General features: G+C 72.0%; 16 protein-coding genes and 2 riboswitches. Of the genes, 7 read left to right on the top strand and 9 right to left on the bottom strand.

Translation table 11 applies throughout. From position 1 onward, the window contains the following. The first annotated feature begins 213 nt into the window (after nt 1-213). A complete protein-coding gene (locus ACZ6EM_RS27110) occupies nt 214-1,584 on the top strand; it encodes a glycosyltransferase 87 family protein (RefSeq protein ID WP_359897078.1) in 1,371 nt (456 codons plus the stop codon). Here ACZ6EM_RS27110 and ACZ6EM_RS27105 read toward each other — a convergent pair whose 3' ends face one another. The 6 genes from ACZ6EM_RS27105 to ACZ6EM_RS27080 all read right to left on the bottom strand — a co-directional run bounded on the left by ACZ6EM_RS27105 (nt 1,585) and on the right by ACZ6EM_RS27080 (nt 8,795). Next, the gene (locus ACZ6EM_RS27105) at nt 1,585-2,616 is read right to left on the bottom strand and encodes a hypothetical protein (RefSeq protein ID WP_465773427.1); all 1,032 of its coding nucleotides are present in this window, start codon (nt 2,614-2,616) and stop codon (nt 1,585-1,587) included. It lies immediately after the preceding gene. Nucleotides 2,617-2,798: 182 nt separating this feature from the next. Then, nucleotides 2,799-3,845: a C40 family peptidase gene (locus ACZ6EM_RS27100; protein WP_401045193.1), complete on the bottom strand. Its 1,047-nt coding sequence runs from the start codon at nt 3,843-3,845 to the stop codon at nt 2,799-2,801. A gap of 239 nt (nt 3,846-4,084) precedes the next feature. Continuing rightward, a complete protein-coding gene (locus ACZ6EM_RS27095; RefSeq protein ID WP_401045190.1) occupies nt 4,085-5,221 on the bottom strand; it encodes a C40 family peptidase in 1,137 nt (378 codons plus the stop codon). A 10-nt stretch (nt 5,222-5,231) separates the two neighbouring features. Continuing rightward, nucleotides 5,232-5,385, bottom strand: a riboswitch (cyclic di-AMP (ydaO/yuaA leader). A 338-nt stretch (nt 5,386-5,723) separates the two neighbouring features. Next, nucleotides 5,724-6,761, bottom strand: coding sequence for a C40 family peptidase (locus ACZ6EM_RS27090; protein WP_359897070.1), 1,038 nt, complete (start codon nt 6,759-6,761; stop codon nt 5,724-5,726). Nucleotides 6,762-6,959: 198 nt separating this feature from the next. After that, nucleotides 6,960-8,426: an NYN domain-containing protein gene (locus tag ACZ6EM_RS27085; protein ID WP_465773426.1), complete on the bottom strand. Its 1,467-nt coding sequence runs from the start codon at nt 8,424-8,426 to the stop codon at nt 6,960-6,962. 105 nt (nt 8,427-8,531) lie between these two features. Continuing rightward, complete coding sequence (locus tag ACZ6EM_RS27080) at nt 8,532-8,795, bottom strand: hypothetical protein (RefSeq protein WP_380545977.1); 264 nt, start codon at nt 8,793-8,795, stop codon at nt 8,532-8,534. A gap of 201 nt (nt 8,796-8,996) precedes the next feature. On the opposite strand from ACZ6EM_RS27080, the gene ACZ6EM_RS27075 reads away from it, so the two are divergent. Together ACZ6EM_RS27075 and ACZ6EM_RS27070 are read left to right on the top strand one after the other, a co-directional pair. Next, on the top strand, nt 8,997-9,824 hold the full coding sequence (locus ACZ6EM_RS27075; RefSeq protein WP_387689195.1) for a rhomboid family intramembrane serine protease: 828 nt from the start codon (nt 8,997-8,999) through the stop codon (nt 9,822-9,824). Continuing rightward, the gene (locus ACZ6EM_RS27070) at nt 9,821-10,102 is read left to right on the top strand and encodes an Lrp/AsnC family transcriptional regulator (RefSeq protein WP_049651832.1); all 282 of its coding nucleotides are present in this window, start codon (nt 9,821-9,823) and stop codon (nt 10,100-10,102) included. The genes ACZ6EM_RS27075 and ACZ6EM_RS27070 overlap by 4 nt, the downstream gene beginning before the upstream one ends. Before the next feature lie 3 nt (nt 10,103-10,105). Here the strand turns inward: ACZ6EM_RS27070 and ACZ6EM_RS27065 are convergent, their stop codons facing one another. The 3 genes from ACZ6EM_RS27065 to ACZ6EM_RS27055 all read right to left on the bottom strand — a co-directional run bounded on the left by ACZ6EM_RS27065 (nt 10,106) and on the right by ACZ6EM_RS27055 (nt 13,391). Beyond that, entirely contained in the window at nt 10,106-11,491 is a 1,386-nt protein-coding gene (locus ACZ6EM_RS27065) for an aminotransferase class V-fold PLP-dependent enzyme (protein ID WP_465773425.1), read from the bottom strand. Nucleotides 11,492-11,542: 51 nt separating this feature from the next. Continuing rightward, a riboswitch (SAM riboswitch) is annotated at nt 11,543-11,661 on the bottom strand. Between the two features lie 108 nt (nt 11,662-11,769). Continuing rightward, nucleotides 11,770-12,846 (bottom strand): anthranilate phosphoribosyltransferase, encoded by a 1,077-nt coding sequence (trpD, locus tag ACZ6EM_RS27060; RefSeq protein ID WP_401055594.1) that lies wholly within the window; start codon nt 12,844-12,846, stop codon nt 11,770-11,772. Nucleotides 12,847-12,965: 119 nt separating this feature from the next. Further along, complete coding sequence (locus tag ACZ6EM_RS27055; protein ID WP_359897059.1) at nt 12,966-13,391, bottom strand: response regulator; 426 nt, start codon at nt 13,389-13,391, stop codon at nt 12,966-12,968. A gap of 396 nt (nt 13,392-13,787) precedes the next feature. On the opposite strand from ACZ6EM_RS27055, the gene ctaE reads away from it, so the two are divergent. From ctaE to qcrB, 4 genes are all read left to right on the top strand, one after another. Beyond that, entirely contained in the window at nt 13,788-14,408 is a 621-nt protein-coding gene (ctaE, locus tag ACZ6EM_RS27050; protein ID WP_049651835.1) for an aa3-type cytochrome oxidase subunit III, read from the top strand. A 187-nt stretch (nt 14,409-14,595) separates the two neighbouring features. Further along, nucleotides 14,596-15,405: a cytochrome bc1 complex diheme cytochrome c subunit gene (gene qcrC, locus ACZ6EM_RS27045; RefSeq protein ID WP_359897057.1), complete on the top strand. Its 810-nt coding sequence runs from the start codon at nt 14,596-14,598 to the stop codon at nt 15,403-15,405. Nucleotides 15,406-15,413: 8 nt separating this feature from the next. After that, nucleotides 15,414-16,466 carry a cytochrome bc1 complex Rieske iron-sulfur subunit gene (qcrA, locus tag ACZ6EM_RS27040; RefSeq protein WP_380545985.1) on the top strand — a complete coding sequence of 351 codons (1,053 nt, stop codon included), beginning with the start codon at nt 15,414-15,416 and terminating at the stop codon, nt 16,464-16,466. Continuing rightward, entirely contained in the window at nt 16,463-18,124 is a 1,662-nt protein-coding gene (qcrB, locus tag ACZ6EM_RS27035; protein ID WP_359897054.1) for a cytochrome bc1 complex cytochrome b subunit, read from the top strand. The genes qcrA and qcrB overlap by 4 nt, the downstream gene beginning before the upstream one ends. The last annotated feature ends 29 nt before the right edge of the window (nt 18,125-18,153 follow it).

Genomic DNA, 18,153 nt, shown 5'->3' with positions numbered 1-18,153 from the left:
AGGCCACGGCTCGCTCGGTCGGGGGGTGCGCGGTGTACCGCTGGGTGATCCGTACGATAGGTCAACACCATGACCCGCCGGGAACGGAACCGCGCACGGCAACCGTTTGACCCCCGGGTCAGTCCTAGTACCTAGGCCGCAGTGCGACGCGGCCCGGGCGTCCGTCTCCACGACGCCTCCGGTGGGGACGTCCGAGACGAACGAGGGAGCGCAGTGGAATTGGCCCCGGCCACCGAGCCCGGTTCTTCACGCGGCCGCCTCGGCCGCCCGCTCGGGGCGCTCGCCGCGCTCGGCGCCACCTGGATCGCCACCCGCGCGCTGCTGGTGCTGCTGGCGACGGGCGTGCTGAAGGCGCCCGGCGGCGACGTCACGGCGGACGTCTGGATGATCTACCACGCCTGGTACGGCGTGCTCCAGACCGGCACCTTCCCCTTCGACGACGTGACCTGGCAGTACCCGCCGGGCGCCGCCCTGGTGATCCTGCTGCCGGGCCTGCTGCCCTGGTCGTACCTGGTCTCGTTCTGGGTGATCTGCGGGATCGCCGACGCCGCCGCGGCCGCGCTGCTGGTGCGCACCGGCCTGCGCCGGGGCCGGGCGCTGACCGGCGCCTGGATGTGGGTGGTGGGCGTCCCGCTGCTCGGCCCGATGATCTACAACCGCTTCGACGTCATCGTCACCGCGGTCGCCCTGGCCGGTCTGCTGGCGCTGATCCGCCGCCCGGCGGTCGGCGGGCTGCTGCTGGGCCTGGGCGGCATCGTCAAGATCTGGCCGCTGCTCGGCCTGATCGGCACCCCCTCCGGCCGCCGCACCCGCCGTTCCTGGACGCTGGCCGGCGCCACCGCCGTCTCGATCGGCTTCCTGCTGGCCGCCGGGATGAACGGCGCCTTCGACTTCCTGGCCTTCCAGAAGGACCGCGGCATCGAGGTCGAGTCGCTCGGCGCGCTGCCGCTGCACTTCGCCCGGCTCGCCGGCGGCTGGGACGGCAGGGTCACGATGAACTACGGCTCCCCCGAGATGCTCGGGCCGTGGGTGAGCGTGATCAGCAAGGTGATGATGGCCGGCACCGTGCTGGGCTTCGCCTGGCTGCTGCTGTGGCGCTACACCTCCAAGCGCCGCAGCGCGGCCACCATGTACGACGCGGCGCTCTGCGCGCTGCTGATCTTCGTGGTGACCAGCCGGGTGATCAGCCCGCAGTACCTGGTCTGGCTGGTCGGCGTCGCGGCGGTCTGCCTGACCGTGCGCAACAGCAGCCAGCGGCCGGTGGCGGTACTGATCCTGCTCGCCTGCCCGCTGACCCTGGTCGAGTTCCCGACCATGTTCACCCAGGTGCTGGCCAGCGACCCGGTGGCGGTCACCGTGCTGGCCGCGCGCAACCTGCTGCTGCTGGCCGCGGCCGTGCTCTCCTGCGTCCGGCTCTGGCGCTCGACCCGCGGCGAGGCGCCGCTGCCGCCGACCGTGGTGCTGGACCGCGAGCCCGCCGCGCTGCCGTCCGCCGGCTACCCGGTGCGCCCGGGCATCGCCTACGAGCAGGACCTGCTGGACGGCATCGACCACCCGGGCGCCCCGGCCGAGCAGCGCCGCTGATCAGCCCCTCAGCTCCGCCATCCGCGCCAGCCACTGCCGGGTGAACTCCTCCAGCCCGACGCCCAGCTCGCGGCGCATCAGCCGGTCGGTGCGGCGCTCCCGGTCCTCGCCCTGCCCGTCGGCCGCGCCGATCGCGCGGTAGAAGGCGACCAGCCGCTGCGGCCCGTGGGTGCGGGCGATCAGCTCGCAGGCCAGCCAGGACTGCTCGTAGGCCTGGGCGATGCCGGTGGCCCCGGCGGCGAAGTCCCGGTCGGCGGGCAGCGCGGTGGGCGTCCTCCCGGCGGCGACGTCCCGGGCCAGCTCGGGGGCGACCTGCTGCGGGCTGCGGCCCGAGTCGCGGTACGCCGTCCAGTCGGCGACGCCCTCGGAGAGCCACAGCGGGGTCCAGGCCCGGGTGTCGGCCCTGGTCGCGACGTGGGTGGCCTCGTGGGTGATCACCACCTGGCGGCCGAAGTCGCTGAGCCGCCCGTACATCTCCGGGTTGACCAGCACCCGGTCCGCCGGGGTGTGCCACGGTGCGCCGGGGGCGGCCACGGTGACCGCCGCCATGCCCGTCCAGCCGTCCGGGTCGCCCTCCAGCAGCCGGGCGAACTGCTCCTCGGTGGCGGGCCGCTCCAGCAGCAGCCGCTCCGGCCAGGCGCCGCCCCAGACCTCGGTGACGGCGGGCACCGCCCGGTCCCCCACCGCGGCCAGCTCGGCCGGGTCGGGCCCGGCGGCCGGCCCGACCACCAGGCAGTTCGCTCCCGGAGCCGACCGGAGCGGCCCGAAGTCCCACGGCGCCGGCGGGCCGCCCGCGCTCTCCTCGCGCTCGACCCGCCAGCCGTCGCCGGCCCGGACCAGCTCGATCCGGCGCGGGTACACCACCGGGTACTCGTCGTACCCGGCGATCCGCACCGCCAGTTCGGCGGCGGCGGTCAGCCGCTCCGGCCCGCCGGAGGCGGCGAGCACCAGGTTGCGGTACCCCGCCCCGGCCACCGGCAGCCCGGCCCACGGCGGCGCCGAACGCGCCCGCTCCGCCAGCGCGGCGGCCACCTCGTCGTGCCGGTCCGCCGAGCGGGCCGCGGGCGCCGCCGGGGCGGCCGGAGGCAGCGACAGCTGGGCCAGCCCACCGGCCGCGAGCAGCAGCGCGCCCCGCCGGGACAGCGTCCGGCGGGGGCGGGAGCCGGATGTACCGGCGGGGCCAGTGGGGTCGGCGGGGCCGGACGGCGGGGCGTTCAGAGCCGGACCACCCCGGAGACCGGCATGGCGGTGACGCTCTCGTAGCGGACCTTGGCGCCCGGGCGGGGGGCGTGCACGATCACGCCGCCGCCGGCGTACATGCCGACGTGGTGCATGTCCCGGTAGAAGATCACCAGGTCTCCCGGTCGCGCTTCGGACAGGCTGACCCGCTGCCCGGCGTACGCCTGGGCCTGCGAGGTGCGCGGCAGGGTCACTCCGGCCTGCCGCCAGCTGTAGTACATCAGACCGGAGCAGTCGAACGCGTGCGGGCCGGTGGCCCCGTAGACGTACGGGGAGCCGATCATCCGCACCGCGGCGGCCAGCGCGGCGGCCCCGCGCTCGGAGGCGGGCGGGGCGGTGCCGAGGTCCAGCCGGTCGGTGCCCCGGGTGGCGCGCTGCTCGGCGTCCCGGGCGTCCTGGACCGTCAGCCGGGCCCGCTCGGCGGCGCCCAGACCGTTCAGCAGCTTCTGCGCGCTGGCCAGCCGCTGCTGGATCTGCTGCTTGCTGTCGGCGAGCGAGCGGCGGGTCCGGTCCAGCTCGTCGAGCTTGCCGGCCGCCTCGGTCCGGCGCTGGTCGAGCCGACGCTGCCGGGCGACCAGCTCGTGCAGGGTCTCCTGCTGGCGCGCGGCGGCCTGGCCCAGGGCGCGGGCGCGGGACAGGTAACCCTCCGGGTCGGGCGAGAGGATGAGCTGGGCGGTCTGGGTCATCCCGCCGCCGCGGTACTCGGCCCCGGCCACCGTCGCGAGGTCGCCCCGCAGCCCGTTGAGCTGGTCCTGGGCCACGGCGATCTCGCCCTGGAGGATCGTGGTCTCGCCCTGGAGCCGCCGCTGGGCCTCCTGCGCCGCGTTGGCCTTCTCGGACGCCTGCTCGGCCTCGTCGTACAGCTGTTCCACCTGCGTCTTGACGTCCTGGCGGTCGCCCGGGTCGGGGCTGCCGGGGGCGGCCTGGGCGCTGCCTCCGGCGGCCACACCCAGGGCGGTGGCGGCGGCCGCGGTCAGCACCAGCGCCCGGGCGAGCAGTTGGGAACGGCGGTGCACGGGCATGGCGGCAGCGGCTCCAATCCTGCGGCGCGGCTCCCGCCGCCGCACCGGGACGGGCGGCCGTCGAGCGGGAGTCCGGTGGCAGACGTTAGCGAGTCAGGGCAAGCGAGTCCAAACCCCTGCCAACCAGAATATTCAGGCTGTTGTCGGACATTTGATCGGCCCTCGGGAAAAACCGCAGGAAAAACCGCAGGCCCGGCCTCCCCTGGGGGAGGCCGGGCCTGGAAGCGTCCGAGCGGTGATCAGACCCGCACGATGGAGGCCAGCGGCATGTTGGTGACGGCCTCGTAGCGCACCGACGCGCCCGGCTTGGGCGCGTGCAGCACCTGGCCATTGCCCGCGTAGATGCCGACGTGGTGGGCGTCGGTGTAGAAGATCAGCAGGTCGCCGGGCTGGGCCTGGGAGATGTCCGAGCCGATCCGGGTGCCGGCCGAGGCCTGCGCCTGCGAGGTGCGCGGCAGCGACACGCCCGCCTGGTTGAACGCCCAGACCATCAGGCCGGAGCAGTCGAAGGAGCCCGGGCCGGTGGCGCCCCAGACGTACGGGCTGCCGATCTTGGAGGCGGCGGCCGAGAGCGCGGCGGCACCGCGCGAGCTGCCCGGGGCCACCTTCACCGGGGAGGAGGCGGTCGAGGCGGACGAGCCGGACGAGCCGGTCGCGAGGTCGCCGCGGCTGTTGTCGCGGGAGGCGCGGTCGGCCTGCTGCTGCTGGGCCTGGGCGGCGTCGGCCTTGGCCTTGGCGTCGGCCGCGGCCTTCTCCTCGGCCTGGCGCAGCGCCTGGCGCTCCTGCTCGGTCAGCGTGTTGAGCAGGTCCTGGGCCGCCTTCAGCTTGCCCTGGACCTCCTCCTTGGAGGCCTTCAGCTGCTGGGTGGTCGACTCCAGCTCGGCGAGCTTGCCCTGGGCCTCGTTGCGGTCCTGGTCGAGCTTGCGCTGCTGCTCCTGGAGCTCCTTCAGCTGACCCTTCTGGGTGCTGCCGGCCTGGTTCAGCGCGTCGGCCTGGCTGAGGAAGGTGTCCGGGCTGGAGGAGAACATCAGCTGGACGGTCGGGGATATGCCCCCGTTGCGGTACTGCTCGCCGGCGATCTCGGCCAGGCCGCCCTGGAGCTCGGTGACCTGGGCCTGCTGACGGGCCACCTGGTCCTGCATGCCGGAGACCTGCTTCTCCAGCTCCTGCTGCTTGGCCTGGGCCGCGTTGTAGTTCTCGGTCGCGATCTCGGCCTGCTCGTTGAGCTGGTCGACCTGCCCCTTGACCTGTTCCTTGGTCGGCTGCGGGTCGGCGTGGGCACCTTGAGCGGAGAGGACGACGGCTGCCGCGGCGACACCGGTCAGGATCGAGACCCGGGCGCGGCCTGCGGGCTTGGGACGACGATGGGACGCCACGAAGGCGGACTCCTTCTTCCTACGTCCGCCTACCGGGTGAGCTGACGGGTTCGGGCCGGAAGCATGCCCTACGACGCCTCACGGCCGTTCCATCGGCCGACCTGGCGTCGATTCACCCCGGAGGAACGTGGTTCCCCGGCTCCGCTCCGCAGCGCCCCCAAACCACTGGGCTCCCCTGTCGGGCAGTCGCTTCGACCTGCCCCGCTGCCTCACGAACTCGACGGTAACCACCGCCGCCACCCTGGCTGGGCGATCGACAGTGCGGTGGTTCAGGGCACGACCCTAGTAACTGAACCGTGATCCGTTCAAATCCTTGTCAGAAAAAAGACCGAAGATTTCCCAAGTTCTTCTGTGAAAATGACCGATGGTGACCACTGGCACACAGAAGGCTGATCAGTTCTCAGCATGTGGCCGCGAAGGGGCGGAAAGCCGAACGCCACCCCCGCGCGAGGGGTGGCGCTTTTCACAGCCCCCGGAGGGGCCTCGCGGGCGTGTCGGGCCGTCAGACCCGGCGGATGGTGTTGATCGACATCGCGTCGGCCTTCATCACCTTCACCACGTCACCGGTGTGCGGCGCGTGGACCACCATGCCGTTGCCGATGTACATCCCGACGTGGTGCATGTCGTTGCCGTAGACCACCAGGTCGCCCGGCTGGGCCTGGTCCAGCGAGGGCACCCGGGTGCCGTAGTGGCCCTGCTCCTGCGAGGTGCGCGGCAGCGAGACGCCCGCCTGCCCGTACGCCCAGACCATCAGGCCCGAGCAGTCGAAGGTGGTCGAGCCGGTGGCGCCCCACACGTACGGCGAGCCCTGCTTGCTCATCGCCTTGGCCATCGCCACGGCCGCGTAGCCGCTGGCCGGCGGCAGGCTGCTGAGGTCGACCCGGTCGCTGCCGCGGGAGGCGCGGTCGTCCTGCGCCTGCTGGGCCTTCAGCGCGGCGCGGTCGGTGGCGCTCAGCGAGTTCAGCAGGTCCTGGGCGGCCTTCAGCTTGGTGTTGACGTCCGCCTTGGCCTGGTTCAGGTCCTTGGTGGTGGTGTCCAGCGAGGCGAGCACGGCGGAGGCCTCGACCTTCTCCTGGTCCAGCCGGCGCTGCTGGTCCAGCAGCCCCTTGAGCGCCTCGGCCTGGCTGCTGCTGGCCTGCTGGACGGTGGAGGCCTTCTCCAGGTAGCCGGACGGGTCGGAGGTGAGCATCAGCTGGACGGACGGGTCGATGCCGCCGGTGCGGTACTGCTCGCCCGCCACCTCGGCGAGACCGCCCTGGAGCTGGGTCATCTGCTCCTGGCTGCGGGCCACCTGGTCCTGCAGCTGGTCGGCCTGCTTGCGCAGCTGGTCGGCCCGCTCCTTGGCGCCGTTGTACTTCTCCGCCGCCTGCTCCTGCTCCTCCTGGAGCTGGTCGATCTGCGCTTTGACGTCCGTTTTGTTCGGCTGCGGCGCGGCGTGCGCGGCCACCTGCGCGGAGAGGGCGACCGCGGTCGCAGCAGCAGCGGTGAGCACGGAGATCCGCGCGCGGCTCGGCTGCTTGGGACGGCGGTGGGAGGCCAAGGGTCCTGCTCCTTCTTCCAACGGACTCACCTGATGGGATGAGATTCCGGAAAATAGGTTTGACGCCAGACCCTAGTGAAGATCTATCCGTTTTGCCACTCCCCCGTAGGTGTGAACTCCGGTCCGCACACTGACGACACGGGACCCGCACACCACCCCGGAACCACTCCTGACCAGGCATCGCACGTCCGGTCGAGGTCAGGGGCGCGCCAGCCGGTTCAGCAGCAGCACCGAGGCCACGGGGCGCGCGCCCGCCTTCCGCACGCCGTCCGCGACCTCCCGGTCGGTGGACACCACCACCACCGGACGGCCCTGCGGCTCGGCCCGCACCAGACGGCGGATCAGCTCGTCGGCCGTCTCCCCGGTCCGGCTGAACCGCACCCGGACCCCGCGCGGCGGCGCCATGATCACCGGGACGTCCAGGTCCTGCCCGTCGAACACGCAGGTGACCTCCGCCTGGGTGCGCTGCGCCAGCATCGCCAGCCCGCCCAGCAACCGGATCCGCTGCTGCTCCAGCGGCAGCGTCGGATAACCGGTCTTGGTCACGTTGTAGCCGTCCACCACCAGGTGCACCTGGGGGATCGCCAGCAGCTGGTCCAGCAGCGCCGGATCGTCCTCGGCCAGCCCGCGCCGGGCCACGTCGTGGGGCGAGGCCGCCCCCGGCACCACCGCCTCCACCAGGTCCGCCGGGCGGATCTGGGAGACCGGCAGCGCCAGCTCCCGCTGGAGCCCCTGGGCCGACTGCAGCACGGTGTCCAGCAGCAGCCGCAGCCGCATGTCCTCGACGCTGCGCCCCTCACGGGCCGACCGGCGGCCCTGCTCGACCGCGTTCTCCAGCTCCGAGACCCGGTGCCTGAGCCTGCGCGCCTCGGTCTCGGCCGCACCGCGCTCGGCCGCGGTCTGCGCCTTCAGGGCTTCCAGCTCGCCGGCCACCCGGCGGGTCTCGGCCTGCGCCCGGCGGGTGTCGCTCTCCAGCGACCGCATCTTCTTGCGCAGCGACTCGGCCTCCTTGCGGACGCCGTCCGACTCGGCCCGCTGCCGGTCCACGTCCGCCCGCGCGGAGGCCCGCACCTCGGCCAGCTCGGCGTGCAGCTTCTCCACCAGCCGGGCCGACTCCGCGGCCGCGTCCTCGGCGCCGGCCCGCTCGGCCTCCTCGCCGGCCTCGGCCACCAGTCGGCTCCAGCCCGCCGAACGCACCAGGTAGGCGGCGGCCGCGACGTCCATCGGATCGGCGGCGCTCGGGACGGTGCCCGACTCCAGCGCCTTCACCAGGTCCGGCTGCCCGAGGCGCAGCCGCTCCGCTATCCGTACCCGGAAGGCCGGCTCCGCCTCCAGGGCCGCCGCCAGCGCGGTGGCCGCGTACTTGGCCCGCCGCGCCGGCGTGAACTTCACGTACTGACGCAGGCTCTGCGGGAGCTCGCCCGCCGGCAGCCCGCCGAGCGCGTCCGAGGCCAGCCCGACCACGCGTCGGCGCACGCCCTCGGGCAGCGGCCGGTCGAGCTTCTCGACGGCGTGCTCCGCCGCGGGCTCGGAGGAGTCGTTCGCCGCCTCGGCCGCCGCCCCGGCCCGGGCCTCGGCCGCAGCGGGCTGAAGCCCCTGGGCTTCGCCGGGCTCCTTCGCTGCGTCCACCACGTCCTCGGCTCCGATCCTGGTCCAGCGGGGCACGGCCGCGACCTCCCCCTGTCGTCACGCTCCGTGCGTCTTGTTTCTGCATTGTCCCGTGCGGCGCGGGCGGGTGCGCCGCGCACCCACCCGCCGCGGCGGGTGGGATCAGCCCTGCTCGGTGGGGGCCTGCGCCCCCTCGGCACCCGGGCGGGCCACCAGCTCGACCTGGTCCACCGCGTTGCACCAGCGGCAGCGCACCGACTCGATGGTCTCGCTCAGCACCTCGGTCTCCTCGACCCTGGACTCGCCGGCCAGGTCGAAGTGCAGGAACTCGGTCACCCGCGCGGTGCGGGTCACGTCGAAGCGGGTGAGGTTGCCGCACAGGGTGCAGCGCCAGCGCGTCTCGGCGGTCAGGGCGGGGACGGTCATCGGGGGTCCTCTCGGGTGGTCCCTTCGTGGGCTAGGCGCTCCCCCCGGAGCCCCGGCATCGGCGGCGGGAGGCGGGAATGCCCGCCCCAAGCCTATTGCCTGGGGCAACCATCGCGGCCACCGGTTGCCCGAACACCCGGACTGGTCCACCTGCCGTAAACCGCCGTGTCACCTGCGGCGCCCGGAGGGATGCTTGGCCGCATGGCGCTCGCGGTCCCCGACGACACCGCCGCCCGGGGCGGCCGCCCGGCCGCGACCGTCCCGGCGGTCAGCTACGCCCTGATCGCACTCAACACCCTGGTCTTCCTGCTCGGCCCGGCCGCCGGGCTCAACCCGCTGTACGGCACCGGCCGGGCCCGGGTCTGCGCGGAGCAGCGGTACGAGCAGCGCTGGGGCGCCGTCCCGGCCGAGGTGCTGGCCGGGCGGCCGCTGACCGCCGCGCAGCTGGCCGAGGCCCCCGACCCGGTCCCCGGCTGCCCGGCCGCCCCGACCCCGGGCAAGCACCCGGCCCTGTCCGTCCTCACCGGCCTCTTCCTGCACGCCGGCTGGCTGCACCTGCTGGGGAACCTGCTCTTCCTCCAGGTCTTCGGCCCCACCGTCGAACGGCGGCTGGGCCGGGCCCGGTACGCCGTCTTCTACCTGGCCGCCGGCAGCCTGACCACGTACGGCTTCGCGCTCGCCGAGGCGCACTCGCCGAACTCCACCCGGGTGCTCATCGGGGCCTCCGGGGCGATCGCCGCCGCGCTCGGCGCCTATCTGCGCCTCCACCCCCGGGCCCGGGTCACCACCCTCGTCCCGCTGCTGCTCTTCCTGCCGCTGCGGTTCCCCGCCTGGCTGGTGCTCGGCCTCTGGTTCGCCCTGCAGTGGTGGTCGGTGCACTCGGCCGGGCCCGGGGTGGCGTACCTGGTCCACGTGATCGGCTTCTCGGCCGGGTTCCTCTACGCCTGCACCGTGGTTCGCCACCCCCCGCGACGACCCGGCCGACGCCCGATACGCTGGCGGCACCCCACAAAGGAGCCCGAACTGTGATCACCGCCATCGTCCTGATCAAGACCAGTGTCGACCGCATCCCGGAGATCGCCGAATCCATCGCCGCCATCGACGGCGTCAGCGAGGTCTACTCGGTGACCGGGGGCTACAACCTGGTGGCGATGGTGCGGGTGCGCCGGCACGACGACCTGGCCGAGGTCATCCCGGGCCGGCTCAACAAGGTCCCGGGCGTGGCCCACACCGAGACCCAGATCGCCTTCCGCACCTACTCCCAGCACGACCTGGAAGCCGCCTTCGCCCTGGGCCTGGACGAGTAGCGCTCAGCCCTCGCGCCGGCCCCGGTCGATCTGCACGGTCGCGACGCAGCGACCGCCCTCGTTACGGTAGTTCCAGGCCGCCCCGTCCGTGACCAGCTCCCGGACGGCGGTCAGGAAGCGGTCGACGTGCTCGTCCGGCGTCCCGGCGCCGAAGCTCACCCGGATCGCGTTCAGGCTGCGCTCGCCCGGCAGCGAGGGCTCCGGCGCGCCGCACTCGGACGGGGCGACGTCCTCGTCCCCGAGCAGCGTGCGCACCAGCGGGTGGGCACAGAACAGGCCGTCGCGCACCCCGATGCCGTACTCGGCGGACAGCGCGGCCGAGAAGTGCGAGCTGTTCCAGCCCCGGACGACGAAGGACAGCACGCCGACCCGGGCGGAGTCGGAGCCGAACAGGTTCAGCACCTTGACCTGCGGGATCTGCGCCAGCCCGGCCGTCAGCCGGGCGATCAGCTGCTGCTCGCGGGCCTCCAGCGCGTCGAAGCCGGCCTCGGTCAGGGCCCGGCAGGCCGAGGCGATCGCGTAGGCGCCGATGACGTTCGGCGAGCCGGCCTCGTGCCGGGCCGGGCCGGTGTGCCACTGCACGGCCACCGAGCCGTCGCTCTCCCGGGCCACCGTCCGGGTCGCCCCGCCGCCGGCCAGGTACGGCTCGGCCGCGTCCAGCCAGTCCGCCCGGCCGGCCAGCACCCCGGCGCCGAACGGCGCGTAGATCTTGTGGCCGGAGAAGGCGATCCAGTCGACGTCCAGCTCGCGGACCGAGACCCGGTGGTGCGGCGCCAGCTGGGCGGCGTCCAGCACCACCCGGGCGCCGTGCCGGTGCGCGGTCCGGGTCAGCTCGGCGACCGGCCACAGCTCGCCGGTCACGTTGGAGGCGCCGGTGACGCAGAGCAGCTTGGGGCCCTCGGGCGCCCCGGCGAGGGCGGCGTCCAGCGCGCCCACCGCCTCGGCCCGGGAGCGCGGCGCCCGCAGGTAGGTGACGCCCAGTCCGGCGTGCGCCCAGGGCAGCAGCGAGGCGTGGTGCTCGGTCTCGAAGGCGAACACCCGGGTGCCGGCCGGAACGGCCGCGGCCAGCAGGTTGAGCGAGTCGGTGGTGGCCCGGGTGAAGACCACCTGGTCGCCCTCGCGCAGGTCGAGGAACTCGCCGACGGTGCGGCGGCTCTGCTCGAACAGGTCGGTGGACAGCTGGGAGAGGTACCCGGCCCCGCGGTGGACGCTGCCGTAGTACGGCGCGTAGGCGGCGACGTCGTCCCACACCCGCTGGAGCGCCGGGGAGCTGGCCGCGTAGTCCAGCGCCGCGTAGCCGACCTTCTCACCGTTGGCGAGCGGGACCTGGACGTCGGCGCCGAGGACGGCGAGCGGGGCGCAGGTCTCGGTGGTGGCGAGAGGGGACATGAGGATGCACTCCTTCAGGGGTGAGGGACCCCGGGAGTGCTAGTCGTCGGGCGTCCGCGCTTGTCGCACGGACGGCTTGCCGTGACGACCCGGTCCTCACCCAGGGCACCCCGCCACGGACGGAGGGTTGCCGGACAGCCAGCTGGGGCTTCGCACTGTCACTCATGACCTGGCCAAGACTCTAGGCCGCGTCCATCGGGTGGTCAAACGGGCATCCAGCATCCGGACAGCGCGGGAGCCCGTGCCGGCGTTCCGGCACGGGCTCCCCAACTACCGCCTCAGATCCGGCTGGTGGCCTCCGACCAGCGCCGCAGCAGGTCCTGCGCGGCACCGGAGTCGATCGCCTCCGCGGCCCGCTCCATGCCGGCCGCAAGCTGCTCGGCGAGCGGCGCCTCGCCGAGGTCCAGCGCGACCAGTGCCGCCGCCGTGTTCAGCAGGACGGCGTCCCGCACCGGCCCGTGCTCCCCCGCCAGCAGCCGCCGCGCGACCTCGGCGTTGTACGAGGCGTCCGCCCCGCGCAGCGCCTCGATGCCGACCAGCTCGATCCCGACGTCCCGCGGGTCGAAGGTGGTCTCGGTGACCACCCCGTCGCGCACCAGCCAGACCTGCGAGGTGGTGGTGATGGTCAGCTCGTCCAGCCCGTCGTCACCGCGGAAGACCAGCGCCGTCGCGCCCCGTTCGGCCAGCACCCCGGCGATCAGCCCGGCCAGCCGGGTGTCGAAGCAGCCGATGGCGTGCGCGGTGACCCTGGCCGGGTTGGTGAGCGGGCCGAGGATGTTGAAGGAGGTCGGCACCCCGAGGTCGCGCCGCGCGGTGGCGGCGTGCCGCATCGAGGGGTGGAACTTGGCCGCGAAGCAGAAGGTGAGACCGACCTCCTCGGCCACCTCGGCGACCCGCTGCGAGGAGAGGTCCAGCGCCACCCCGAGCTTCTCCAGCACGTCCGAGGAGCCGCTGCTGGAGGAGGCCGAGCGGTTGCCGTGCTTGACCACCTTGGCGCCGGCGGCCGCCGCGACGATCGCCGACATGGTGGAGATGTTGACGGTCTTCGCCCGGTCCCCGCCGGTGCCGACGATGTCCACCGCCGGTCCGGGGATCTCCAGCGGCTCGGCGTGCTCGTACATCGCGTCGACCAGGCCGGCGATCTCCTCGACCGACTCGCCCTTGGCCCGCAGCGCGATCATGAACCCGGCCACCTGCACGGGGGACGCCTCGCCGCTCATGATCCGGTCCATCGCCCACGCGGTGGACGCGCGGTCGAGGTCCTCCCCCTGCAACAGCGCGGCCAGGAGGTCCGGCCAGGTGCGGATCACCTGCGCGGGGTCGCTACCGCCGTTCGCAGGGTTCACGTTCACCATGGCTGACTCCAGCTGTTTGTCGGTTCCCCGCTCCGGGGGGACGTCCGTACGGATGGAGCCAGCCTATCGAGCGAAGCGGCCGCTTCTACCCCTCTCTTTTCCAGTTACCGGGGGGGAATTCAGCGGACGACCGGAGTCCGCTTCGCCAGCCGCGCCCGCAGCAGGGTGGCGACCGCCCCGGCCAGCGCCACCGGCTCCACCGGGCGGGAGATGGCGGCGTCCGCCCGGCTCCAGGCGGCGAGCCAGGAGTCCTGCGGCCGGCCGATCAGCACCAGCACCGGCGGGCAGCCGTAGATCTCGTCCTTGAGCTGGCGCCCGAGCCCCAGCCCCCCGGCCGGAACGGCCTCGCCGTCCAGCACGCAGAGGTCCACGCCCCCCTTCTCCAGTGCCTTGAGCACCGCGGGGGTGGTCGCGCACTCCAGGTAGGACAGTTCCGGAAGATCCTCGGCGGGCCGACGGCCGAGCGCCGTCAGCACCTGCTCGCGGGTGTTGCGGTCGTCGCTGTAGACGAGGACGGTGAGCGTCTCATCGGTCGTGTACGCCATGGGCCCTGCTCCCTCAAGTGTGATCCGGACCACGTTCGCCTGATCCGGATGCTACTCCCGATCACCCTCCGCCGAGTCCCCCTCGCGCACGATCCGTCCCGAGCCGCCGCGCCCCGGGCTCACCCGCCCGGAGGACGGCCCGTCACCCGATCCCGTCCAGTCCACCCGTACGGCCGACCCCGGGCCCGTCCCCTTACCTCCCACGGCTGGTCCGACCGTGCAGCGACGCGCCGGGCAACGGGGTCGCAGGCCCCTCCGAGGAACCATCAGAAAAGGGACACGCCGCTGCTCAACCCCCGTCCGGGCACCCCGGCACCCCCCAAGGGGGCATACCGCACGCACCGGACACTCCGAGGGACACCCCCCGACGTGAAGACGGAATAAGGGACCGACATAATGTCCGTCGTGGCGACAGCAACAGCAGTAGAAACCGGGCACGCGCACGGATCGGTCAACCGGCCGAACATGGTCAGCGTCGGAACGATCGTCTGGCTCAGTTCCGAGTTGATGTTCTTCGCGGCCCTCTTCGCGATGTACTTCACGCTCCGCTCCGTCAAGGGGCCGGAGTTCTGGACCGAGAAGGCCCACGCCCTCAACGTGCCCTTCTCCTCGGTCAACACCACGATCCTGGTGCTCTCCTCGCTCACCTGCCAGCTCGGCGTGTTCGCTGCCGAGCGCGGTGACGTGAAGAAGCTCCGGGCGTGGTTCATCCTCACGTTCGCCATGGGCGCGGTCTTCATCGGCGGCCAGGTCTTCGAGTACACCGAGCTGGTCAAGAAGGACGGCCTGTCGCTGTCCTCCGACCCGTACGGCACGGTGTTCTACCTGACCACCGGCTTCCACGGGCTGCACGTGACGGGTGGTCTGATCGCCTTCCTGCTGGTCCTGGGACGGACGTACGCAGCCAAGCGCTTCACGCACGAGCAGGCCACCGCGGCGATCGTCGTGTCGTACTACTGGCACTTCGTCGACGTCGTGTGGATCGGCCTGTTCGCGACCATCTACCTGATCAAGTAACCAGCTGATCAGGTCGCTGGCCACCGGCTGCGGCCCCCGCCCTCACCGGCGACGGGCCGCTTCTGCCGGTGCCGACGCTCCCACCGACCGACCGCGCGCGCAGCCCTAGACAGGCAGCCTCGTGCCGGCCAGACCGGCCGCCGGGTGCACCCACCAGTCGACCAGATCCTGACACCGGGGTTATTCCGTGAAAAAGCTCTCCGCACGACGGCGCCACCCATTGGCGGCGCTGGTCGTCCTACTTCTCGCCCTGGCGGCAACCGGGGGGCTGTACGCCGCGTTCGCGCCCGCCGACAAGGCGCAGGCCGACGTCGCCGCGCAGTCGCTCGCGATCGATGAGGGCAAGAAGCTCTTCGCCGTCGGCTGCTCCTCCTGCCACGGCATGAACGGCCAGGGCAGCAGTGACGGTCCGAGCCTGGTCGGCGTCGGCTCCGCCGCCGTCGACTTCCAGGTCGGCACCGGCCGCATGCCCGCCCAGCAGCCCGGCGCCCAGGTCCCGCGCAAGAAGAACATCTACTCGCAGGCCGAGATCGACCAGCTCGCCGCCTACGTCGCCTCCCTCGGTCCCGGCCCGGTGACCCCGACGGAGGAGCAGTTCACCTCGACCAACCCCGAGGACATCTCCAAGGGTGGCGAGCTGTTCCGCACCAACTGCGCCCAGTGCCACAACTTCGCCGGCCAGGGTGGTGCCCTGACCAAGGGCAAGTACGCCCCGTCGCTCGAGGGCGTGGACGCCAAGCACATCTACGAGGCCATGCAGACCGGCCCGCAGAACATGCCGTCGTTCCCGGACACCACCATGCCCGAGGAGCAGAAGAAGCAGATCGTGGCCTTCGTCCGCCACACCACCAACGATGAGCCCAACCCCGGCGGTCTCACCCTGGGCAGCCTCGGTCCGGTGACCGAGGGTCTGTTCGGCTGGATCTTCGGCCTCGGCACGCTCATCGCGGTCGCGATCTGGGTCGCCGCCCACACCACCAAGGCCAAGAAGTCATGAGCCACGACATGTCAGAAGAGAAGCTCCCGGAGCCGCACGGCTCCGCCGGCGAGGTGGCCGACCACGGCAGCCCGTTCGCCGACCCGGGCCTGCCGGCCCACGAGCCCCGGCGCACCGACATCGACGAGCGGGCCGCCCAGCGCGCCGAGCGCCAGGTCTCGCTGATGTTCGTGATCTCGATGCTCGCCACCGTGGGCTTCATCGCCTCGTACGTGGCCATCGACCCGGACAAGATCGTCTACATCTTCCCGCTCGGTCACGTCAGCGCGCTGAACTTCGCGCTCGGCCTGACCCTGGGTATCGCGCTGTTCATGATCGGCGCGGGCGCGGTCCACTGGGCCCGCACCCTGATGTCGGACGTCGAGCTGCCGGCCGAGCGTCACCCGATCGAGGCGTCCGACGAGGTCCGCGCGGACGTCATCGAGCAGTTCAAGACCGGCGCCGCCGAGTCCGGCTTCGGCCGCCGCAAGATGATCCGCAACACCCTGATCGGCTCCATGGCGCTGGTCCCGCTCTCCGGCGTGGTCCTGCTCCGTGACCTTGGCCCGCTTCCCGAGAAGAAGCTCAAGGAGACCGGTTGGAAGGAGGCGACCGAGGCCAAGCCGCTGCCGCTGATCAACATGAACACGCTGCAGCCGATGAAGCCCGAGGACATCGTCATCGGCTCGCTCACCTTCGCCATGCCGGAGGGCCTGTCCACGCACAGCGAGGACTTCCAGCAGCGGATCGCCAAGGACGCCCTGATGCTGGTCCGCATCGCGCCCGAGGACATCAAGGACGAGAAGTCCAAGGAGCTCGGCTTCGAGGGCATCCTCGCCTACTCCAAGATCTGCACCCACGTCGGCTGCCCGATCAGCCTGTACGAGCAGCAGACCCACCACGCGCTCTGCCCCTGCCACCAGTCGACCTTCGACCTGGCGGACGGCGCCCGCGTCATCTTCGGCCCGGCCGGTCACCCGCTGCCGCAGCTGAAGATCATCACTGACGAGAAGGGCAACCTGGTCGCCACCGGCGACTTCGCGGAGCCCGTCGGCCCGAGCTACTGGGAGCGTGCTCGATGAGTAGCGCGAGCAGCACCACGACCGGTGCCGCCAAGCCCTCCAGCACGCGTGAAAAGCCCGCCAACAAGTGGGAAGCCGCGGCTGACTGGACGGACGGCCGGCTGGGGATCTACTCCCTCGCCAAGGCCAACCTGCGGAAGATCTTCCCGGACCACTGGTCCTTCATGCTGGGCGAGATCTGCCTCTACACGTTCGTCATCATCATCCTGACCGGCGTCTACCTGACGCTGTTCTTCAAGCCCTCGATGGCCGAGGTCGTCTACGACGGCTCGTACGTGCCGCTCAAGGGCATCCCGATGTCGGAGGCCTACGCCTCCACGGTGGACATCAGCTTCGAGGTCCGCGGCGGTCTGCTGATCCGTCAGATCCACCACTGGGCCGCCCTGGTCTTCGTGGCCGCGATGCTCGTGCACATGATGCGCGTGTTCTTCACCGGCGCGTTCCGCAAGCCGCGTGAGATCAACTGGGTCTTCGGCTTCCTGCTGCTGGTCCTGGGCATGTTCGACGGCTTCTTCGGCTACTCCCTGCCGGACGACCTGCTGTCGGGCACCGGTATCCGCTTCATGGAAGGCGCGATCCTCGCCGTCCCGCTGATCGGCACCTACGTCCAGATGTTCCTGTTCGGGGGCGAGTTCCCCGGCCACGACATCGTGCCGCGCTTCTTCACCATCCACGTGCTGCTGATCCCGGGCATCATGCTCGGCCTGCTGGTGGCGCACCTGATCCTGGTCTTCTACCACAAGCACACCCAGTGGGCGGGCCCGGGCAAGACCGAGAAGAACGTCGTCGGCATGCCGCTGATGCCGGTCTACATGGCCAAGGCCGGTGGCTTCTTCTTCCTGGTGTTCGGCCTCATCGCCGTCGTCTCGGCGATCGCCACGATCAACCCGATCTGGGCGTACGGCCCGTACCGTCCGGACCAGGTCTCCACGGACGCCCAGCCCGACTGGTACATGGGCTTCTCCGAGGGTCTGATCCGTGTCATGCCGGGCTGGGAGATCAGCGTCTGGGGCGGTCACACCCTCAACCTGGGCGTCATGATCCCGCTGGCGATCTTCCCGCTGGTCCTGGTCTCGATCGCGGTCTACCCGTTCATCGAGAGCTGGATCACCGGCGACAAGCGCGAGCACCACATCCTGGACCGCCCGCGCAACGCTCCGGTCCGCACCGCCCTGGGTGCCGCCTGGATCAGCCTCTACCTGGTGCTGCTGATGGGTGGTGGCAACGACCTGTTCGCCACCCACCTGCACCTGTCGATCAACTCGATCACCTACTTCGTCCGCGTCGGCTTCTTCGTCGTCCCGGTCGTCGTCTTCATCATCACCAAGCGCTGGTGCCTCGGCCTCCAGCGCCGTGACAAGGAGAAGGTGCTGCACGGCCGCGAGACGGGCGTCATCAAGCGCCTGCCGCACGGCGAGTTCATCGAGGTGCACGCCCAGCTGCCGCAGAAGGACCTGTTCAAGCTCACCGCGCACGACCAGAACCAGCCGGTCGAGCTGCCGGCCCAGACGGACGAGAACGGCGTGGCCCGCAAGGCCGGCGTCCTCACCCGCACCCGGGCCAAGCTCTCCCGCGGCTTCTACGGCGAGGGCAGCCAGATCCCCAAGCCGACCGCCGAGGAGCACCACGAGATCACCAGCGGCCACGGCCACCACTGATCCCGTAAGCGCCACCGCGCCACCCCGAG

This window comes from Kitasatospora sp. NPDC041917 (assembly GCF_055589745.1).
Note: the sequence above shows the minus strand (reverse complement) of the source record. Positions and strands in the feature narration are given on the sequence as shown.

Coding starts and splice junctions, on each gene's coding strand:
- ACZ6EM_RS27100 (WP_401045193.1), bottom strand. CDS start 3,845: ATGCCCGTGCACCGCCGTTCCCAACTGCTCGCCCGGGCGCTGGTGCTG.
- ACZ6EM_RS27080 (WP_380545977.1), bottom strand. CDS start 8,795: ATGACCGTCCCCGCCCTGACCGCCGAGACGCGCTGGCGCTGCACCCTG.
- ACZ6EM_RS27075 (WP_387689195.1), top strand. CDS start 8,997: ATGGCGCTCGCGGTCCCCGACGACACCGCCGCCCGGGGCGGCCGCCCG.
- ACZ6EM_RS27065 (WP_465773425.1), bottom strand. CDS start 11,491: ATGTCCCCTCTCGCCACCACCGAGACCTGCGCCCCGCTCGCCGTCCTC.
- trpD (WP_401055594.1), bottom strand. CDS start 12,846: ATGGTGAACGTGAACCCTGCGAACGGCGGTAGCGACCCCGCGCAGGTG.
- ACZ6EM_RS27055 (WP_359897059.1), bottom strand. CDS start 13,391: ATGGCGTACACGACCGATGAGACGCTCACCGTCCTCGTCTACAGCGAC.
- ctaE (WP_049651835.1), top strand. CDS start 13,788: ATGTCCGTCGTGGCGACAGCAACAGCAGTAGAAACCGGGCACGCGCAC.
- qcrA (WP_380545985.1), top strand. CDS start 15,414: ATGTCAGAAGAGAAGCTCCCGGAGCCGCACGGCTCCGCCGGCGAGGTG.
- qcrB (WP_359897054.1), top strand. CDS start 16,463: ATGAGTAGCGCGAGCAGCACCACGACCGGTGCCGCCAAGCCCTCCAGC.